18 protein-coding genes are annotated in these 17513 nt (G+C 65.3%); 16 read left to right on the top strand and 2 right to left on the bottom strand.

The features are described from left to right. The first annotated feature begins 14 nt into the window (after window positions 1–14). The 13 genes from E1161_RS13395 (at window position 15) to E1161_RS13335 (ending at window position 8644) form a co-directional block, all read left to right on the top strand. A complete protein-coding gene (locus E1161_RS13395; RefSeq protein WP_207920232.1) occupies window positions 15–1616 on the top strand; it encodes a terminase large subunit in 1602 nt (533 codons plus the stop codon). Continuing rightward, complete coding sequence (locus E1161_RS13390) at window positions 1616–3022, top strand: phage portal protein (protein ID WP_132623203.1); 1407 nt, start codon at window positions 1616–1618, stop codon at window positions 3020–3022. Before E1161_RS13395 ends, E1161_RS13390 begins: the two co-directional genes overlap by 1 nt. After that, a complete protein-coding gene (locus tag E1161_RS13385; protein ID WP_132623201.1) occupies window positions 2931–3662 on the top strand; it encodes a VG15 protein in 732 nt (243 codons plus the stop codon). Before E1161_RS13390 ends, E1161_RS13385 begins: the two co-directional genes overlap by 92 nt. 49 nt (window positions 3663–3711) lie before the next feature. Then, entirely contained in the window at window positions 3712–4200 is a 489-nt protein-coding gene (locus tag E1161_RS13380; RefSeq protein WP_132623199.1) for a hypothetical protein, read from the top strand. A 12-nt stretch (window positions 4201–4212) separates the two neighbouring features. Beyond that, window positions 4213–5232: a phage major capsid protein gene (locus tag E1161_RS13375; protein WP_132623197.1), complete on the top strand. Its 1020-nt coding sequence runs from the start codon at window positions 4213–4215 to the stop codon at window positions 5230–5232. 13 nt (window positions 5233–5245) lie between these two features. Next, on the top strand, window positions 5246–5554 hold the full coding sequence (locus E1161_RS13370) for a hypothetical protein (RefSeq protein WP_132623195.1): 309 nt from the start codon (window positions 5246–5248) through the stop codon (window positions 5552–5554). A 153-nt stretch (window positions 5555–5707) separates the two neighbouring features. Continuing rightward, a complete protein-coding gene (locus tag E1161_RS13365) occupies window positions 5708–6061 on the top strand; it encodes a Gp19/Gp15/Gp42 family protein (protein WP_165939785.1) in 354 nt (117 codons plus the stop codon). Next, window positions 6055–6393, top strand: coding sequence for a hypothetical protein (locus tag E1161_RS13360; RefSeq protein WP_132623191.1), 339 nt, complete (start codon window positions 6055–6057; stop codon window positions 6391–6393). The genes E1161_RS13365 and E1161_RS13360 overlap by 7 nt, the downstream gene beginning before the upstream one ends. Window positions 6394–6395: 2 nt before the next feature. Beyond that, window positions 6396–6698 carry an HK97 gp10 family phage protein gene (locus E1161_RS13355; RefSeq protein WP_132623189.1) on the top strand — a complete coding sequence of 101 codons (303 nt, stop codon included), beginning with the start codon at window positions 6396–6398 and terminating at the stop codon, window positions 6696–6698. A 4-nt stretch (window positions 6699–6702) separates the two neighbouring features. Next, window positions 6703–7098: a phage tail termination protein gene (locus E1161_RS13350; RefSeq protein WP_132623187.1), complete on the top strand. Its 396-nt coding sequence runs from the start codon at window positions 6703–6705 to the stop codon at window positions 7096–7098. 6 nt (window positions 7099–7104) lie between these two features. Continuing rightward, a complete protein-coding gene (locus E1161_RS13345; RefSeq protein WP_132623185.1) occupies window positions 7105–7848 on the top strand; it encodes a phage tail tube protein in 744 nt (247 codons plus the stop codon). Further along, window positions 7845–8195, top strand: a complete 351-nt coding sequence (locus tag E1161_RS13340) for a hypothetical protein (RefSeq protein ID WP_132623183.1) — start codon at window positions 7845–7847, stop codon at window positions 8193–8195. The genes E1161_RS13345 and E1161_RS13340 overlap by 4 nt, the downstream gene beginning before the upstream one ends. Window positions 8196–8251: 56 nt before the next feature. Next, on the top strand, window positions 8252–8644 hold the full coding sequence (locus E1161_RS13335) for a hypothetical protein (RefSeq protein WP_132623181.1): 393 nt from the start codon (window positions 8252–8254) through the stop codon (window positions 8642–8644). 65 nt (window positions 8645–8709) lie between these two features. Here the strand turns inward: E1161_RS13335 and E1161_RS13330 are convergent, their stop codons facing one another. Beyond that, complete coding sequence (locus tag E1161_RS13330; protein ID WP_165939784.1) at window positions 8710–10755, bottom strand: NACHT domain-containing protein; 2046 nt, start codon at window positions 10753–10755, stop codon at window positions 8710–8712. A gap of 101 nt (window positions 10756–10856) precedes the next feature. Between E1161_RS13330 and E1161_RS13325 the strand changes: the two genes are divergently transcribed. Continuing rightward, complete coding sequence (locus tag E1161_RS13325) at window positions 10857–14393, top strand: coiled-coil domain-containing protein (RefSeq protein ID WP_132623177.1); 3537 nt, start codon at window positions 10857–10859, stop codon at window positions 14391–14393. A 14-nt stretch (window positions 14394–14407) separates the two neighbouring features. Here the strand turns inward: E1161_RS13325 and E1161_RS13320 are convergent, their stop codons facing one another. Continuing rightward, a complete protein-coding gene (locus E1161_RS13320; protein ID WP_165939783.1) occupies window positions 14408–15295 on the bottom strand; it encodes a DUF4365 domain-containing protein in 888 nt (295 codons plus the stop codon). A gap of 98 nt (window positions 15296–15393) precedes the next feature. Between E1161_RS13320 and E1161_RS13315 the strand changes: the two genes are divergently transcribed. Both E1161_RS13315 and E1161_RS13310 read left to right on the top strand, forming a co-directional pair. Continuing rightward, the gene (locus E1161_RS13315; protein ID WP_132623173.1) at window positions 15394–16302 is read left to right on the top strand and encodes a hypothetical protein; all 909 of its coding nucleotides are present in this window, start codon (window positions 15394–15396) and stop codon (window positions 16300–16302) included. Window positions 16303–16334: 32 nt separating this feature from the next. After that, a complete protein-coding gene (locus E1161_RS13310) occupies window positions 16335–17513 on the top strand; it encodes a hypothetical protein (RefSeq protein ID WP_132623171.1) in 1179 nt (392 codons plus the stop codon).

Raw genomic sequence — 17513 nt, 5'->3', positions numbered from 1 at the left:
GGGAGGTGATCAGGGTGGCAGCGCTGAGGGAAGGCGGCACGCTCGAACCGGTCCTGATTGGTCCCGGGGGCCTGCCGCAACGCACGCTGGGCTGGGATCTGCTCGCGTGGACCGCCGACTATCTCAACCAACCGGACGGTGAGGGTGCTGGGCAGCGGTGGCGGTTCACGCCGGAGCAGGCACGGTTCATTTTGTGGTGGTATGCGGTCGATTCATCGGGCCGCTCCGTGTACCGCAACGGCGTGCTCAGGAGGATGAAGGGCTGGGGTAAAGACCCTCTCGGCGCCGTCTTATGTGCCCTGGAGTTGTGCGCCCCGGTCCGTTTCGACGGCTGGAACGCTGAGGGCAATCCGGTGGGGCGGCCAGTTGCGGCGCCGTGGGTGATCACCGCCGCAGTGTCGAAAGACCAGACGAGGAACACCATGAGGTTGTTTCCGTCGTTGCTGTCGGATGCGTGCGTCGATGAGTACGGGCTCGACATCCACCACGAGATCATCCACAAGGCCGGTGGTGGGCAAGTCGAGTCGGTGACCTCGTCCCCGCGGGCGTTGGAAGGTGCTCGTGCGTCGTTCTCGCTGATCAATGAGTCGCATCACTGGTTGGCGAACAACGACGGCCACGAGATGTATAAGGTCATCGTCCGCAACGCGGTGAAGACCCGGTCCCGGCACCTCCAGATCACCAACGGCCATGTTCCCGGCGAGGAAAGCGTCGCTGAGCAGGCATGGGAGGCGTGGCAGAAGATCCAGGCGGGTCAGGCCCGCGGGACCGGGATGCTCTACGACTCCCGTGAAGCCCCGCCGGAGACCGACATCCATGATGAGGCGTCGCTGCGGCAGGGCCTTCTCGCTGCCCGTGGGGATGCGACGTGGCTGGATGTGGAAAGCCTTGTGGATGAAATCCATGACATCCGCAATCCACTGTCGGTGAGCAGGCGGTTCTACCTGAACCAGATCGTCGCGGCCGAGGATGCGTGGATGGCCTCGCACGAGTGGGACCGCTGCCGCATCGACGCCGAGCTCAAGCCCGGTGAGCGAATCACGCTCGGGTTCGACGGCAGCCGTAGCGACGACTCGACGGTGCTGATGGCCTGCCGGGTCGACGATGGCGTGTTGTTTCGCTTGGCCGCGTGGGAACACCCGGCGCATCAGCCGGTCTGGGAGGTTCCGCGTGAGGACGTCGACAACCATGTCCGTGCGGCGTTTGAGCGCTACCGCGTGCAGGCGATGTATGCCGACATTGCTTATTGGGAGTCCTACGTTGATCAGTGGACTGCGGACTTCGGTCGCCGAGCCAAGCTCAAGGCCAGCCCCCGCAGTGCGTTCGCCTTCGACATGCGCGCCCGCATCCGCGACTTCGGCCTGGGCTGCGAGAACTTCCTTGAGGCGGTGCTGAACCAGCACGTCAGCCACGACGGCGATCCGCTGCTGCGGCAACACGTGCTCAACGCCAAGCGGCGGGTCACGAAGTACGACCACATCGGCATCGGGAAGGAAACGCGCGACAGTAAACGGAAGGTTGACGCCGCGGTGACGGCGGTCCTGGCGTGGATGGCTCGCCAAGAGATCGTCAAGGGCCGCCGAGTGGGAGCGAGAAAGGTGGTGTTCCACCGCTGATGGAGCAAGCTGAGTTGGACATCATCGATCGGCTTCAGACCGAGCTGGCTGCTCGCGAGTTGTACACGCGGGTGGAGACGGCCTACTACGAGGGCCAACAGCGGCTTACCTCGATGGGTCTGGCGATCCCGCCAGAGATGCGCAATCTGTCGGTGATTGTGAACTGGCCTGGCATGTACGTCGATTCACTCGAACATCGCCAGGATGTCGAGGGTTTCCGGTTGGCCGGCGGGTGGCGTGGTGATGAGCAGCTGTGGGACTGGTGGCAGTACAACGACCTTGATGAGGAGAGCAGCCTTGCGCACCTGGAGGCGCTGATCCACGGCCGCGCGTACGTGTGCGTGGGCTACAACGAGGAGGACCCCGAGGTCCCGTTGATCACCGTGGAATCCCCGCAGAGCATGATCGTAATGACCGATTCCCGCACCCGGCGGGTCACCGCTGCGCTGCGGCTCTACGAGCCCGACCCGACTCGCGATGTGCAGGGTTGCGTGCTCTATCTGCCGGACGTGACGATCTACGCCGAGCAAGTCGACGGCCGGTGGGTGGAAACCGACCGGCACGACCACCGGCTCGGGATCGTGCCCGTGGTCGCGCTGATCAACCGAGCTCGGGTCTCGGACCGGCAGGGCCGTACCGAGATGCGGCGCATCATGGGCCTGACCGACGCTGCTTGCCGCTCACTCATGAACTTGCAGGGGGCGCAGGAGTTGATGGCCACGCCGCAGCGCTACATCCTCGGTGCTGATGAGGGGCTGTTTCAGGACGAACTCGGTAACCCGATGCCGACCTGGCAGGCATACCTCGCCCACATCCTCGCCATCCCGGAGAGCGGCACTGAGGTCAAGGTCGGCCAGTTCACCGCTGCGGACCTGCGCAACTTCACGGACACCTTGAACGCCTATGCCCACCACGTTTCCGCGCTGACCGGACTCCCCAGCCACTACCTCGGGCTAGCCACGGACAACCCGGCTTCGGCGGATGCGATCCGCTCGTCAGAAGCCCGGCTGGTGAAGTCCGTGGAACGGAAGAACCGCGCGGCCGGGGGCGGGTGGGAACAGGCAATGCGGATCGGGTTGCGCATCACCGGCGGCGATCCGGACGCCTACCGGCGCCTGGAGACGATTTGGCGCGATCCGGCCACACCCACCGTCGCCGAGAAGGCCGACGCAGTGCAGAAACTCTCCGGCGGTCAGCCGCTCTACGACCGCGAGACCGCGCTCGAAGAACTTGGCTTCAGCCCCGAGCGGATTCGTGTGGTGATGCAGCGGGTCAATGACGATCCGATGCTCAAGCTCATGGCGATGGAGGGAGGTGACCAGGCTGGCGCTGACGATCAGCCAGTACAGCAGCAGGCAGGCGGGGATCGTGCGCCGGCTGGCGCGAGCGATCCTCAAGCTGCTTAGCCCCTTCCGCGTCCAGGCGCTTAGCGATCAGCAGTACCACGTCCTGCTCGGCCAGATGTACGACCTTGTCGACGAGTCTCGCCGCGAGTCCGCCAAGACCGCGCGGGAGTACTTCGACAGCCAGTGGAACAACGAGTTCGACGAAGACCCGCCGGACGTGGACCTCCCGCCCTACCGGCCGGAGTGGTCCGAGGCGGCCATGCGATCACTCGAACCGCAATTGACCAGCCGCAACACCCCGCGCGAGACCCTCCACCGGGCCTCTCAGATCGCGACCAAGGAGGCCGAGAACGGCGGCCGACGCACGATCATTCGTGCCGTCGAGGACAACGAACGCGTCCTAGGCTGGGCGCGGTACGACCCGGACTCACCGACGTGCGCGTTCTGTCTAATGCTCATCTCCCGCGGCCCGGTCTACAAGACCCGCCGCACGGCCGGCGACCAGCAGGTCTGGCATCCGGGCTGCACCTGCAAGGTGGTGCCGGTGTTTTCCCGCGGGAGCTGGACGGGCCGAGAGCAGTACCTCGACGCCGACCGCCTGTGGCGCGAAGCCACGCGCAATTGGTCCGGCCGTAACGCCATTAATGCCTTCCGCCGCGCTGTCGACGACCAGCGTCGCGACGTCGCCGACGCTGCTTGATCCCTACCGCTCCTGGCGAGCGGTTTTGACCTGGTCCTGGAGGCCACCTATGCCTGAATCCCTACCCGATCCCGCTAACGCCGATGTGGCCCCGGAGGACACGTCGACTGAGCCGGAGCGGGAGTCGATCGAGACCCTGCCCGATTTCGCCCAGAAGATCATTAGGTCGTTGCGCTCCGAGGCCGCCACACATCGGCACAAGGCCCGAGTGGCGAGCGAGAAGGCCGCCGCGTTGGAGCAGGAGACCGCCGCGCTGCACGCGGCGAAGACCCATGCCGAGGCGACCTTGGCGGAGTCTCGGATGGATCTGACCCGCATTCGCGCCGCGTTGTCGGCTGGTGTGCCGGCCGAGGTCGTCGAGGACTTCGCTGCCCGGTTGCACGGCTCAAATGCCGAGGAGATCGCCGCCGATGCTGCGCGCTTGAAGTCGACCTTCGGGGTCTCGGCGCGACGTGGGGACCCGTCGCAGGGCTCCTCTGGTGGCTCGGCGATGACCGATCACCCGTTGACGAACTTCTTCCTGTCACACCGAACCTAAAGGAGGGCTGCTGTGGCGTTCGAAAACGAACTTGCCCCCAACGAGCCCACGACCAACCACGCCATCGCCGATGGGCGCCACCAGCTGCGGATGGCGCACCTGCAATCGCACGACGTTCCTCGGGAGATCGTCAGCGACATCTTCCGCGAGGCCCAGGAATCTTCGCTCGTGCTGCGCGTCGGTCGTCGCATTCCCGTCGGCTACGGGGAAACCATCATTCGTGTCGACGGCGTGCAGCCCGAAGTCGGGCAGGTCGGCGTCGGCACTCGTCCAGAAGACCGCGAGGGCTACACGAAGCCGGTCTCCGGGGTGAGCTGGGGCCACAAGAGCTTCGGGCCGATCAAGCTTGCCACCATCGTGACCGCGAGCGCGGAGTGGGAGCGGACTGATCCGCTGCCGTTCTACCGCGACCTTCAGTCGAAGATGAGCCGGGCGATTGGCCGCGGTGTCGACCTCGCGGTGTTCCACAATCGGCGTCCGGACACTGGCGCTGCGCTGCTGGGCACCGAGCTCAATAGCTACGTCAACGCCACGCCGAACCGGATCTGGCTTTCCGGGGACATCTACACCGACATTATGACCGGCTACACGATGCTGGCCGAATCTGACAAAGATTTGACCCAGTTCGCCGCCGACGAGCGCGTGCGTCCGCAGTTCATCTCCGCGCGGGATCACAACGGCAACCAGGTGTTCCAGTCCCGGTTGAACCTGGCCGATCCGTTCGACTCGATCGCCGGTCTGCGCGTGGAGTACGGCAAGGCCGTGCCCGGTCGCATCGGCACCTCTCGCGATACCGGGGTGCGCATGTTCGCGGGCGACTTCAGCCAGATCGTCTACGGCTATGCCGATCAGATCACGCTCAAGCGCACCGACGTCGGCTCGATCGAGGTTGAGGGCCAGCAGGTCAACCTGTGGCAGACCAACCAGGTCGCCTACCTCGTGGAGGTGACCTTCGGCTGGCTGGTCAACGACCCGAACGCCTTCGTCGCCTACGAAATGGCGCCACTGCCGCACGTGGCCGCCGCTGCCTGAAAGGAGCCGAGAATTGACTGACTTCAACGCACTACCCGAGCTGCACGAAGGCGACCACGGCCACATCGACGCCCACAACACCATTCGCTCGATCTTGTGCGACCACGAAGCTCGGTTGCGTGATCTGGGCGTGCGCATTTCCCGCTTAGAGCCCCGGCCGTGGCTGCCCGAGGACCCGGACAACCACGCAGGCCAGCGGCCGTTGCTTCCCGAGGACCCGCGACAGGCTCCCGAGCTGCCCGAGCAGCCGCCGATGCGGCAGGACCCGGAGCTTCCCGAACAGCCGCCGGCCGTCCAGCGGCAGCCGCGGCAGGGGCGGTGAGGCGGATGCGCCTGATCAGCCCGTACGGCCGCGAGATCCACGTGTTCGGCCCGATGGTCCCGGCCCTGCTGGCGGTCGGCTACACCGACGCCGACGCCGAGTGCCCCACCGACGAGGAGGGAAGCAGCGATGCCGGTAGCCACAGCACAGGACGTGGCGCTGAGGCTCGGCAGGGACCTGGACGAAGCCGAGGTTCCGCAGGTGGCAGCACTGCTAAGCGACGCGGAAACGCTGATCCTAACGAGACTGCCTGACCTGTACGCCCGCATCGAGCACGGCCTGCTGGCTACCGAGGTGGTCGTGCTCGTCGAGGCCACCGCGGTCATCCGGGTGTTGCGCAACCCTGAAGGCATTCGCTCGCAAACAGCGGACGCCTACAGCGTCAGCTACGACACCCGCGCCGCGTCCGGAAAGCTCGACCTCGCGCCGCAGGAATGGCGCCTGCTCGGGGTGCGCACCGGCCTGTCCGTCCTCCGCCCGTTCCTGCCACCCGCGGCCTGGTGGTGATCGACATGCGTTTTGCCCGCCCGATCACGATCAGGGTCCGGCGTGTCGAATCGGATGCCTTCGGGGAGGAGACCGTGCGCGCGGTGTTCACCGTGCCCGGCTGCGCACTGGCGCAGCAGTCGACCGGCGAGACGCCCGGCGATCGTCGCAACGAGGTCACCACACGCTTGCGGCTGTTGGCACCGGCCAGTGCCGACCTGCACGCAGGCGACGAGATCGAGCTCCCCGAAGGGCGGCGATTCCGCCTCCGCGGCGACCCCGCCGCACCGCGATCCCCGTTCACCGGGTGGCGGCCCGGCCTCGTCATCGATATCGACGAAGTAAGGGGGTAGGGATGCGCTATCGGCGCAACAGCCGCTCCACTGGCCGGTTCCTGCGCTCGTCGCAGCTGTATCCGGTCGTGCGGGAGACCACCCGCGAGATCGCTCGGCGAGCGCGACGCTTGGCACCGGTCGGTGACACGGGCGACTACCAAGACGGGATCACCACCAGCTACCACGGCGGGTGGACCGATGGGCGCCTAGTCGGGGAGGTGGAGGCCACCGCGCCGCATTCGGCCGCAGTCGAGTTCGGCAACCGCGGCAACCAGTACTCCGCACAGCACGTATTGCGCCGCGCCGCTGCCGGCGAGGAGTAAGGCCGTGTACTCCGACACGCGCCCGTTTCCCGATGCCGAGCAGGTGGTCATGGCTTTGCTGGAGCCGCTGGCCACCGTCGTGGTGGTCAGCCCTCGCGAGATCAGCAATTCGCTGATTCAAATCCACAGGGCTGGCGGCGCCGACGACGGAGTCACCGACATCGCCCGGCTGGAAACCGAATGCATCGCCTGCTCCCGGCACGACGCCTGGCGCCTGGCCGAGGCGGTCCGTCAGCGCGTCCTTAACGCCGCGGCCTCTGTCCACGCTGGAGCGCTCATCGACCGCACGGCCGTCGAGATCGCCCCTCAGCAGGTACCCGACGACAACCCCGACATCCGGCGCGTGGTGGCCACCTACCGCTTGTCTATGCGCCGCCCGTTGACAGCGGGAAAGGACTGAAGACATTTGCCTGCTTACGAAGAGATCGCCAACCGGCAAGCCGAGCTCATCCGCAAAGCCCTAGCTGGGTCCGTGTTCGTGGCCCCTATCGCCGCGCCTCTTCCGGAGCGGCTGACCAGTGGCCGCGATGCCGAGCTTGTGCCGCTGCCCCAGGGCTACGGCGACCTGGGATGGATCAGCAAAGAGGACGGGGTGAACTGGGTTCGGGAGACCGAGGTCTCCGAGGTCACCTCGTGGGGAGCCTGGGAGCCCACGCGCCGGGACATCCAAAGCGACGTCACGGAGATGACCGTCATCGCCCAGGAAACCAACCTGCGCACCCTGGGCATGTACAACAACACCGACCTTTCGAAGGTCAGAGCCAACCCCGAAACCGGGGAAGTCTCCTTCGCCACCGCCGTGCGGCCGGCCACCCAGTACTGGCGAATCTTCGCCGTCTTCGCCGATGGCGCCGGCGAGGACACGATCTACGTCGGCCGACTGCTCCCGCGCGCGATGGTCTCCGAGGTCGGCGAGCAGGTCTGGACCGACGGTGAGGACGACCCGGTCGCCTACGAGATGACGCTCACCGCCACCCGCGACTCGGCCGCCGGGTTCTCGATCCGGCACTTCTTCGGTGGCCCCGGCTGGCGCAAGCTCCTGACGCGCATGGGCTTCGCGCCAGACGAACCGGTTCCGCCCGCCCCGTGGCCGACCCCGATTCACCAGCACGGCATCGGCATCACCGCGACCGTGACGAGGGCCGCATGAGCACCAACGGCAGAAAGGGCAAACCCGTGGAGCAGCGCAACGTCCGTACTGAGGTTCGCACCTTCGAGCAGTTCAGGGCCGAGGCCGACCGCGCCGAGCCCTACCCGCTCGACCTCGGCGGCGAGGTCATCGAGATCCCACCGCCTGACACCACCGAGCAGGTGTTCACGCTATCTGAGAACGGACACAAGCCCCGCGAGGCTCTGAAGGCTCTCTGCGGCGAGTACTACGAGCGCGTCTACTCCCGGCTCAAGGGGGAACACATCTCGGTCTTCAACGGCCTGGTCGCCGACATGGCCGCCCACTTCGGCATGGGCAGCGCCCCTTCTGGGCCTGGCGGGAACTGATCGAGCTGATCAACCGCTACGGCGAGGAGATCGAATACGACCTTCTCACGATCGGAGTGGACATCCTCGACTTCTTCCGAGGCGTGCACCCGTGGATGCGGTTGTTCCGCCTGCTCAACCAGTTCCCGCGCACCTCGCATTACTGGGCCGCGGTGCACAGCGACGACGACCGGGCCGACGAACTGACCGACCAGAGCGAGGGCGAGCAGGACAACGGGCGAGCGTCACGCCCGCCGCTGGAGACCTGGACCCAAGAAGCAGAACTGCTCGCACTGATCGCCGACCTGCTGGCCTACCAGCGCGCCGATTTCTCACAGGTCCACAGCAAGTCCCACCGCTGGCGCGCGCCGAAGCCGGTGCCGCGCCCGGAAACTGCGCTCGATCGCGCTGCACGGCGCAGTGAACACCACCGCCACCGCGACATCGTCGCGGCCATGCTTGGCGCCTAGGGTCCTGCTCTCGAATTGGTCGCGGCCCGTCGCGGGTAGGTAGTCGGGCGACCAGCCGTCGTCGTCTAGGTTCGGCAGGGCGTGGCTAGGTGGTCACGGAGCCGGGCGTGACGGAACTGGTAGACCACACCCGTTCGGCGCATTACGCCGAGGTCGTAGGCGTCTTCGAGGAAGCACTTCGAACGCCAGGGCAATCGACGGGTCAGCGGAAGCCACAAGCGTACGAACAACAGCCAGGTTCCCCATGCCGAGAGCATCAGACGGACTGTTCCGCCTACGAGGCCAGCCAAAAGCCCCAGCTCATTTGTGAACCCGAACACAAGGCCCACGGTGAGCCCGGTCGTGGCGGCAGCCGCAGTCGACCGTGCGAGTGTGACTGTGCGATCCATTTTCAATAGATGCCAGGGGTTAACCGCATCTTGCGGTGTGTGATTCTCGCCCATGGCTGAAACAAGGATGTTCGCAATCCCGGTTGCAGTACCGGCCGTGATCCCGAAAATAAGCCCACCCAGAAGGCCATGTGTGAACCCGTACGCGAGTTCGTCGATGATTCCATTACTTAGTCCATAAGTAAGTCCGTCTCTGATCCAGAAGAGGAAGTAGTAGAGCCCGACTGCGAGTCCGCATGCAAGCCCAACCGCAAACGCGCTGGTGAACTCTGCCCAGGAATTTTTGAGATAGGTTTTTGGTGGGCGTATTCCCTTGCTGCGTGAACGAAAAAGTATGCGAAGCCGTTCCGGGTCGCGGCCCATGCGTCCGCGCGCGAATCTCGCGTCATTGATTGCCCCCAGCGCAAGCCCGTAAGTGGGCCAAGTCAAGAGCATCTCTGGTGCTGTTAAACCGTCGTAATAAGTGATAGCAAGAATGGGGACGAACCCTACTGTTGCCGCTGTAACGAGGATTCGAGTAAAGCTGTTGAGGGCAGTAGAGAGCTTCCACCAAGCGAGGTCCTGGGCGTTGTTACTGATGAGGTGGTTTGCAAGGTAGCTGAGCCAGCGGCGGGCTTGGTCGGGGTTCCAGTTCGGGCTTCCTTTGTGTTGTGGGTCGGTGTTTCTGCGGGTGTAGACGGCGCGGAGGTAGGCGTCCAGGAGGTGGTTTTCCAGCGCCTCGGCAGTGGGGAAGCGCTCACCGTTGAGGAGTTCGCCGGGTTCGTCCGGGGTGTCGTTGTAGACGGTGCGGGCGAGGGTGATCATCAGCGGGCTAGTCAGCACGGCGGTGAGGTTCCGGCTCACGATGTCGTATGGCGAGGTGCGCAGGTGGGTGAATACCGCTTCCCAAGCGGGGGCACGGGTTTTGCCGGTGCTGTGGAGCAGGTACGTCTTGGCGTCGTCGAGGGTGATGTCTTCGAGGATGATGGCCGCGGCTCCGCTGACGGCTTTGGTCTGGTGGGCGGCGCGGGCGTACTCGTTCGGGCGGCTGGTGACGATTAGCGGCATGTCTAGATTGCTGATTCCGCGGATGGCGGCGGAATGGTGCTCCTCGGGGATCTCGTCGAAGCCGTCCAGAACGGGCAGGATTAGCCCCCGTGCTATGAACCGCTCGGCCGGTTTCGCGCCGTTCGGGTTCGGGTAGTTCAGGAACGGGTAGTCGCGGATTAGGCGTTCGGTTAGCCAGTGCCGAAGTTCGGTTGAGGGGTTCCAGTCGGCGAGGCTGAACAGCATTGGAACCGAGCCGGTTGGGCTGTTCTTGAGCAAGTCCAGGATCAAACGGTGTGCGAGCACCGTTTTGCCTGCGCCAGCCCGCCCTAAGATCACGAGCCGCCGGGATTCGACCGCCTCGTAAGTCTGCCGGATCGCAGTGAACTGGCCCTCCAGCAACGGCGGAGCACCATCGAGCTGGATCTTCTCCCAGTAGTCGAACAGGTCTTCCGAGGCGATGCGCCAGCGCACTGGTAGTGCATCCCGGTCGCGAAGTCCCCACCTCGTCAGCCCATCCGCGCTTGCCTCACGCACTGTATCGGCAAGTCGCTGAAGGAGTTCCGCCTGCTTCACGTCGACGCCCAACGACCCCGGCGGACTTGTCAGCCAGATGTTGCCGTGGTTGACGCCGATCTGAGCGTTGTTCCAACTCTGACCACTGGAGTGATTGTGGATCTCGTACCCCTTCGCCACCCGCACAGTGTGCCGTAACTACCTACACGTCGATCGTGATTTCGCCCGATCCATCCAAACCGTTGAGGACAGACCCAACCCATTAGAGGAGGCGGCACACTGTGGCAAAGTTCGAAGCAGGCACCGCCTTCGTGCAGGTCGTCCCTTCCCTGCGCGACTTCCACAAGACGATTGGCCAAGCCCTCAAGGGCCTTGACAACCAGGTCGCCCTGCCGGTGTCGGCCGATGCCGCCGACGCTGAAGCCGCAGCGGCCCAGCTTTGCAAAGGGCTGAAAACGAGACCCACCGTCGATGTTTCGGCCGACACTGCCCCAGCGCGGGAAAGCGTCGAGCAGTTCCAGCAGGAAGCTGAGAACACCTCGGTCGAGATTCACCTCTACGCGGATACCTCGAACATCGAGGCGGACACGCAAACGATGCTGGCGCGGCAGAACACCACCAGTGTCACTGCCGAGGCCGACGTCAAGCGTGCCCAGGCGCAGATCGACGCGCTGGCAGCCACCGTGCCACCGGTCGAAGTGCCGGTGGACGCCAATGTCGCCAAGGCGGAAGCGAAAGTCGCCGCTCTTGCAGCGAAGAAGGCCACCGCCGAGGTCGAAGTCACTGCGCAGATCGACCAGGCCCAGGCCCGTATCGAAGAACTGACCACCCAGCGCCGTGCGCGGGTGATGGCGATCGAGGCAGACATGGCGCCGATCCGTCAGCAGATCGCCGCGCTGGTCAAACAACGCGACGAGAAGCAGATCGACGTCACCGCGGAGATCACCAAGGCCGAGGCGCAGCTTGCCAAGCTCAACGCGCAGAAGCGCGGCGTCGAAGTGCAAGTCGACGCCGACATCTCCCGTGCGCAGGCTCAGATCGACAAGGCGCGCGCGCAGTGGGAGCACACCGCCTTGAGCGTGGATGCCGACACGGCGATCGCGCAGGCCAAGCTCGAAGAACTCCGCGAACGCGCCGACGAGATCGACGGCCGCAAGCTCGCCCTGCGCGCCGACGTCGAGGGCGCCGAGCGCGCGATCAACGTCCTCGGTCTGCTCTCGGCGGGGCTGTCCATGCTCGGCGCGGCAGCCCCGGCTGCGGCTGCCGGACTCGCGGCCGTACCAGCGTCCCTGGTCGGGATCGGACAGGTCGCCGGTGCCGCCATCGCCGGGTTCAACGGCATCGGCGAGGCCGTGAAGGTGATGGAAACCGTTCGGCTGGACAATCTCACCGATCCCGGCGCGACCAAGGAACAGCTCGACAAGATGAACGACGCGCTCGCGTCGTTGACCCCCGCCGGCCGCCAGTTCGTGACCTTCGTCAGCGGCGAACTGCTACCGACCATGCGCACCGTCGGCGACAGCGTGCAGGCCGAGATGCTTCCACCCATCCGCGACGCACTCGGGCAGCTTATGCGCCTCGCGCCGCAGCTCAACCACGCCTTGGTCTCCACAGGGCAGGTGCTCGGCGAGGTCGCCAAGCGCTCGGCGCAGCTGGCGACCACCCCGCTGTGGAGCAACGACTTCACGCTCGTGGCCGAGGCCAACAACCGCATCATGGCCTCGCTGGGAGGAGCAGGGCTCGCCTTGGCTGACGCGCTTCGCTCGATCACGGCGGCAGCCATGCCGATGCTCGACACCTTCGCCCAGTGGGTCGAATCCCAGGCGATCCTGGTCAACCAGTTCAACCAGACCCAACGCGCCAGTGGAGCGCTCGGCGTGTGGTTCTCACAAATGAGCGACCGGCTCGCCGAGTTCGGCGCCATCGCCGTGCAGACCGCAACCGGCGTCGCTGAACTGCTCAACACCCTCGCCCCGCTCGGAATCGCGGTGGCCGGGATGGTCGGCAACCTCGCCGAACTCGTCGGCGGATTCGCCTCGGCCAACCCAGCGCTCACCCAGGTCATCGCCGCAGCAGCCATCGCCCTTGCCGGGTTCGTCGCGCTCGGTCGCGGCATCGGCGGTGTCGCCGCCGCGATCACCTCCGCGCGGGCTGGCTGGCAGGCCCTCGCCGGGCTGATGACAACCTGGCAGGCGCGCGCCACAGCCGCCGGCGCCGCGATGGGAGCCGTCGCGACCTCGATGACCGGCAGCGTCACCGCAGGCCAGCGCGTCACCACAGCAGTCGGCGGTGTCGCCGCCGGGTTCTCCCGACTCATCAGCGTGGTCCCGGTCGCCGGTGCGGTGATCGGTGGCGCGGCCCTCGCTCTGGATGCGGTGGCCACCAACGCCGATGAGGCCGCGAACTCACTGCTCAAGGGCGGCAGCGCGGCACAGCAAGCCATCACCTCGATCAACGAGGACAACTCGCTGACCGGGCTGGGATGGCTGGACGCCTTTGGCGGACCGGGACAGTGGATCAAGGGCCAGTTCACGACCACCCTCGACGAGGCCAAAGCCAAAGCGAACGAGCTCTACACGGCGATGACGCCTCTGCAACAAGCGCAGACCGACCTCACCCGCGCTCAAAACGACTACGCCTTAGCCGTCCAGCAACACGGCCCGGCCTCGGCTGCCGCCGCTCAAGCCCAACAGGCTGTGGCCGCGGCAACGGACCGGGTTGAACAGGAGCAGGCTGCCGCTGCTGCCGCGACCAAGTCCCACACGGATCGAATGGTCGAGCAGCAGTTGCAGGCGATCTCGGCGCTGGACAAGGACTTAGCGCTGCGCCAGGCGTTGACTGCGGTCACGCAGGCCCAGCAACAGGCGGCAGCAGCAGTCGCCCAATATGGGGCGGGCAGCATGCAGGCCACCGTCGCTGATCAGCAGTTGGAGCAGTCGATGTTGCGTGCGGCCCAAGCTGCACGCGACAAGGCCGTGGCCCAAGCCCAGGGGGCGACGGCGAACGACCGGGACCGGATGGCCACCGCGGCGTTTAACCAGACGCTTGCGAACCTGGTCATGCAGGCCGGAACAGCTGCTCCGGTCGCCTTGCGCCAATACCTGGCGAACCTGAATTCCTCCGCGCTCGGCGCGATCGGCGCACGGATGGAAACCGACCGGTTCGGTCACGCCGTACTCGTGCTTCCGGGTGAGAAGCGCGTCTTCCTCGGGGTCAACGGCGCCGACGAGGCCACCGCCCGCATCAACGCACTGCGCGCCTCGATCGAGGGACTCCCCGAATCCCAATGGATCACCGTCTACACCCGTCAGATCATCGACGCCGTCCAGCCTCCACCGAAAGACCCAAACGCACCACCATTGCCCTTGGGCAACGCCACCGGCGGACTCGTGCAGCCCTTCGCCACCGGCGGCATCGCCGGACTCAAACCCATGCGACCGGTCGCCCAGGTCGTCCCGCCGCAGACCTGGCGTGTAGTCGGCGACAGGATGCGCGGCGACGAGGCGTACATCCCCGTCAACAACTCCGCACGCTCACAGGCGATCTTGGCCAAAACCGCCAGCCGGATGGGCTACGCACTACTGCCCAAGCAACAACAGTTGGTAGGCATGGCCTCCGGTGGCCTCGTCGGACGACCCGTGGCTTACAACAACACCACGCCGCCACCGCGCGTACTCCCGCGTGACGGCAAGCAGATGGTGTCTCCCGCCCAACAGGTGTGGTCACCACAGATCACGGTCCACGCTCGCACTGGCGCATCACCTGAGCACATCGCGCACGCCGTCGACCGGCACCTGCGCATCCGCTCACGTTTGTAGGAAGAGGCTTCAAGCTACTGCACAGAATTATCCCAAAACCTGGGAACGTTCTCGAATTTCATCAGTTTTATGAGGTAAACCATCTCATAAAACAATCTCACGGGCATGCGCGCTTGAGGAGGCATTGATAATCCAGTGAGCAGCGTGGAGGCGATAGCGGCGTCTACAGCCCGGCTAAAGCTTCCGAATTCTTTGTATTCCTCTTGGCTGCGAAGGTTGGTTTCTAGGGCGTCTACCAGTGTATCGTGGAAAGTAGAATCCAAAGTGGTTAATCGGCCACCTTCTCCCTCCCGGCGAACCAGGCCCAGGTCGTACATGATGTCGGTGAGCTGAAGCCCCATCTCGCCTTGAATGCGTTGTGTGAGCTCGTTCCCTTCTTCTCCTGCGGAGTCCTCGATGAGGCTTTCTCGGGCTCTCTGAGACTCCAAAAGCCTGTTCGCTGCAGCAAGTCTCGCGTCCCAGGCGAGCAAATCCGCTGCGGCGACGTCAAATTTGTCATCGCGGGAGAAGTTTAGGCTGACATGGGCGGTTCCTGAATCAAGGAGATTTGCATAGTCAAACCCGTGGTCATCTGGTATGGAATACCAGCCGACGTCGTTGGATACGTCCCAGAGAACGACGACGACAAGCTCCTGGAAACGCGACCAGCGGATCAACTGACGAACACCAAGCTTGACCGACGGAAGCTTTTTGGTCTCGTTCATACAGTCGCGCTCGGTGCCTTTGACCTGGACCCAAATCGGCTTCGGGTCAACACGGCCACGGATACAGGTCTTCACATAAAGGTCTTCGCCGTAATCCTTATGAATCTCGTCAACTGCGGCGCCTTGCTTGTTCCAGATCCTGCGGACGGCGGCAACGGCCTGATCTGCGATGACATGCTCTCTGGTCCTTCTCGTCACTTTCCGAGCTCTTCCCTTGAGTGGAACTACCGCGATGGTCGCCGACTACTGACTCTCACACAGGCTACTCGCCCGAATCTCATGAAAGGAGGCTGCTTGTGGATGGCTCTCCGATCTGGAGCCTCGGTCCTCTGACGTTCGACCCGGAGCAGCCGGATCGCCGAGGCGTGCACTGGATTCTGACCAGTGAAGAGGGATTTTGGGCAACGCCTGCTACCAACGCGGAAATCAACCCCCAGTTAGCCACACACGGCGCGTTCCGCTCTCCCGGTTGGAAATCCGAGCGCACGATCACGTTGGAGGGCCAGGCATTCGCACCCGACGCTGCGGCGTTACGCCGCGCCTCGGCTGCGCTTACCGGCTTACTCAGCGACCCGACTATCCCGATGGCCTTGACTTGCTACTCGGAGATCGGGGCGCTGACCTGCGAGGTCTACCTAGACGACCAGATCTTGACCAAGCCGACCGAAACGGCGGCGTTCGGGTTCGAGTGGTCGCTTCAGGTAGTCGCACCGGACCCGCGCCGCTACTCGCTGGCGTGGCACCGCAGTGACATCGGACTGCCCTCGCAGGGCAGAGGTGGGTTGAAGTTCGGCGACGGCCTGAACTTCCAGCACGGACTGCGATTTGGCTTGGGTGCGAGCTCGGGGGCGATGGTCCTCATCAACGAGGGCACCGCACCGAGCGCACCGCTGTACAGCCTGCATGGGCCGCTGCACCGGCCAAGGCTGACCGTCAATACGGGTGGCAGTACAGCAGTTCTGGCCTACGACGCGGCCCTGAACGAAGGCCAGACGCTCGTGATCGACCCGGCGGTGCCCACCGCTCTGCTTGACGGCCGTACCCCCGTACGAGGCCGGATCTTCCCAGCACAGTTCGACCGGTTCGTCATCCCCGCGGCGAGTTTCGACGGCGAGCCCGGACGGCTCTGCGTGCGACTCGGGCACGACGGCCCTACCGGTGCCGAAGGCCACCTCGAAGCGGCCTGGCGGCACGCCTGGTTCTGAACCCCACCTCTTACTTCTCAGGGAGTTTCCCCATGTCCACCATCGGCATGTACGTGACCTCGGATGTTGACCCGTGGGCCGTCGAAGGGCAGATCGGCCTGCGTGACGCGCGTATGGCCTTCTCCGCCCTGCTGGCACCAGCGCCGCATGAACCTATCGATGTCCGAGCCGGCGTGCTGCTCTCCGGCGACAGCGAAGGCTTCGACGGCTCCTGCCACACGGGCCTGCGGGTGCAGGCAGCGCAGTCGATGAGCCTCACCGTCGAGCCCGGCAACTGCGTGATCGCGACCGAAGACGGCCCGTACATCTGCACGCTCAACCGCACCGCCCGCCTGCACCTGGAACCGGCCAGCCGGTACATGAACCGGATCGACCTCGTCGTGGCTCGCGTGTACGACGACATCAGCGAGACCCTGCTGCCGTCGAAGGGCCGACACTTCTGCATCGAGGTGTGGACCGGCGACCCCTCGCCGACAACCCCCGTGGCTCCGGAGCCCGACGGCATCGGGTGGATTCCGCTCGCCCAAGTCCGGGTACAGGCCGACACGACCCAAATCACCGCCGAACAGATCACCGACCTGCGCGGGCCCGGCCTGGCCACCCGAGGTGGTCTGCGAGTACTGCACGGCCGGGACGCTCGCGCAGACTCACCCGCCTTCCGGCAGCCCGGCGCATTCCCCGGGGAACAGCGGTGGGTCACCGAATCGGCCTTCGCCGCCCAGGTGTGGCAGGGCGGTGGCGAGGACCGGACCCGTCACGGATGGCACGGGGTTCACAACGCCGCCACGCACACCGCCTCGCCCGGCCCCGGCGACTGGCTGTGGCTTCGCGGCGGAGGTGCGCTGCGCGAGGTGTGCAGCGTGACGATCCCCGACCCCGGCGTGCCCTACAGCATCTATCCGACCGGTCGGGTCGTTACGCGGCAAAGTCCGAACACCGCCGTCGATGTCCACATCAAGGTCCACGACCCCAACACCGGACCAGCAGTGAACTGGACCGGATACGAGACCGGCAACACCGACGCCGACTCCCGCCACGTTTTCGGCGTTCCGCCACTGCGAAACGGCCCGTTTACCGGCGAGATCCAGGTCTTCCTCACCGTCCAGGTCATCCGCACCAACAACCCGGAGTTCGGAGCGGCCTACCGCGGTGACGACGTCGGCGACAACCTCCTGTCCGTCGAGGTCTGGCCGTTGTCTCGGCGTCTGTGA

The organism is Saccharopolyspora aridisoli (genome assembly GCF_004348445.1).
In the GTDB taxonomy this organism is placed as follows: Bacteria; Actinomycetota; Actinomycetes; order Mycobacteriales; family Pseudonocardiaceae; genus Saccharopolyspora; species Saccharopolyspora aridisoli.
The sequence above is the reverse complement of the archived record's forward strand: the minus strand, read 5'-3'. Positions and strand labels throughout refer to the sequence as shown.

What these genes read in the sequence shown, in the direction of transcription:
- E1161_RS13390 (WP_132623203.1), top strand. Translation starts at nt 1,616, where the DNA reads ATGGAGCAAGCTGAGTTGGACATCATCGATCGGCTTCAGACCGAGCTG.
- E1161_RS13310 (WP_132623171.1), top strand. Translation starts at nt 16,335, where the DNA reads ATGTCCACCATCGGCATGTACGTGACCTCGGATGTTGACCCGTGGGCC.
- E1161_RS13355 (WP_132623189.1), top strand. Translation starts at nt 6,396, where the DNA reads ATGCGCTATCGGCGCAACAGCCGCTCCACTGGCCGGTTCCTGCGCTCG.
- E1161_RS13340 (WP_132623183.1), top strand. Translation starts at nt 7,845, where the DNA reads ATGAGCACCAACGGCAGAAAGGGCAAACCCGTGGAGCAGCGCAACGTC.
- E1161_RS13380 (WP_132623199.1), top strand. Translation starts at nt 3,712, where the DNA reads ATGCCTGAATCCCTACCCGATCCCGCTAACGCCGATGTGGCCCCGGAG.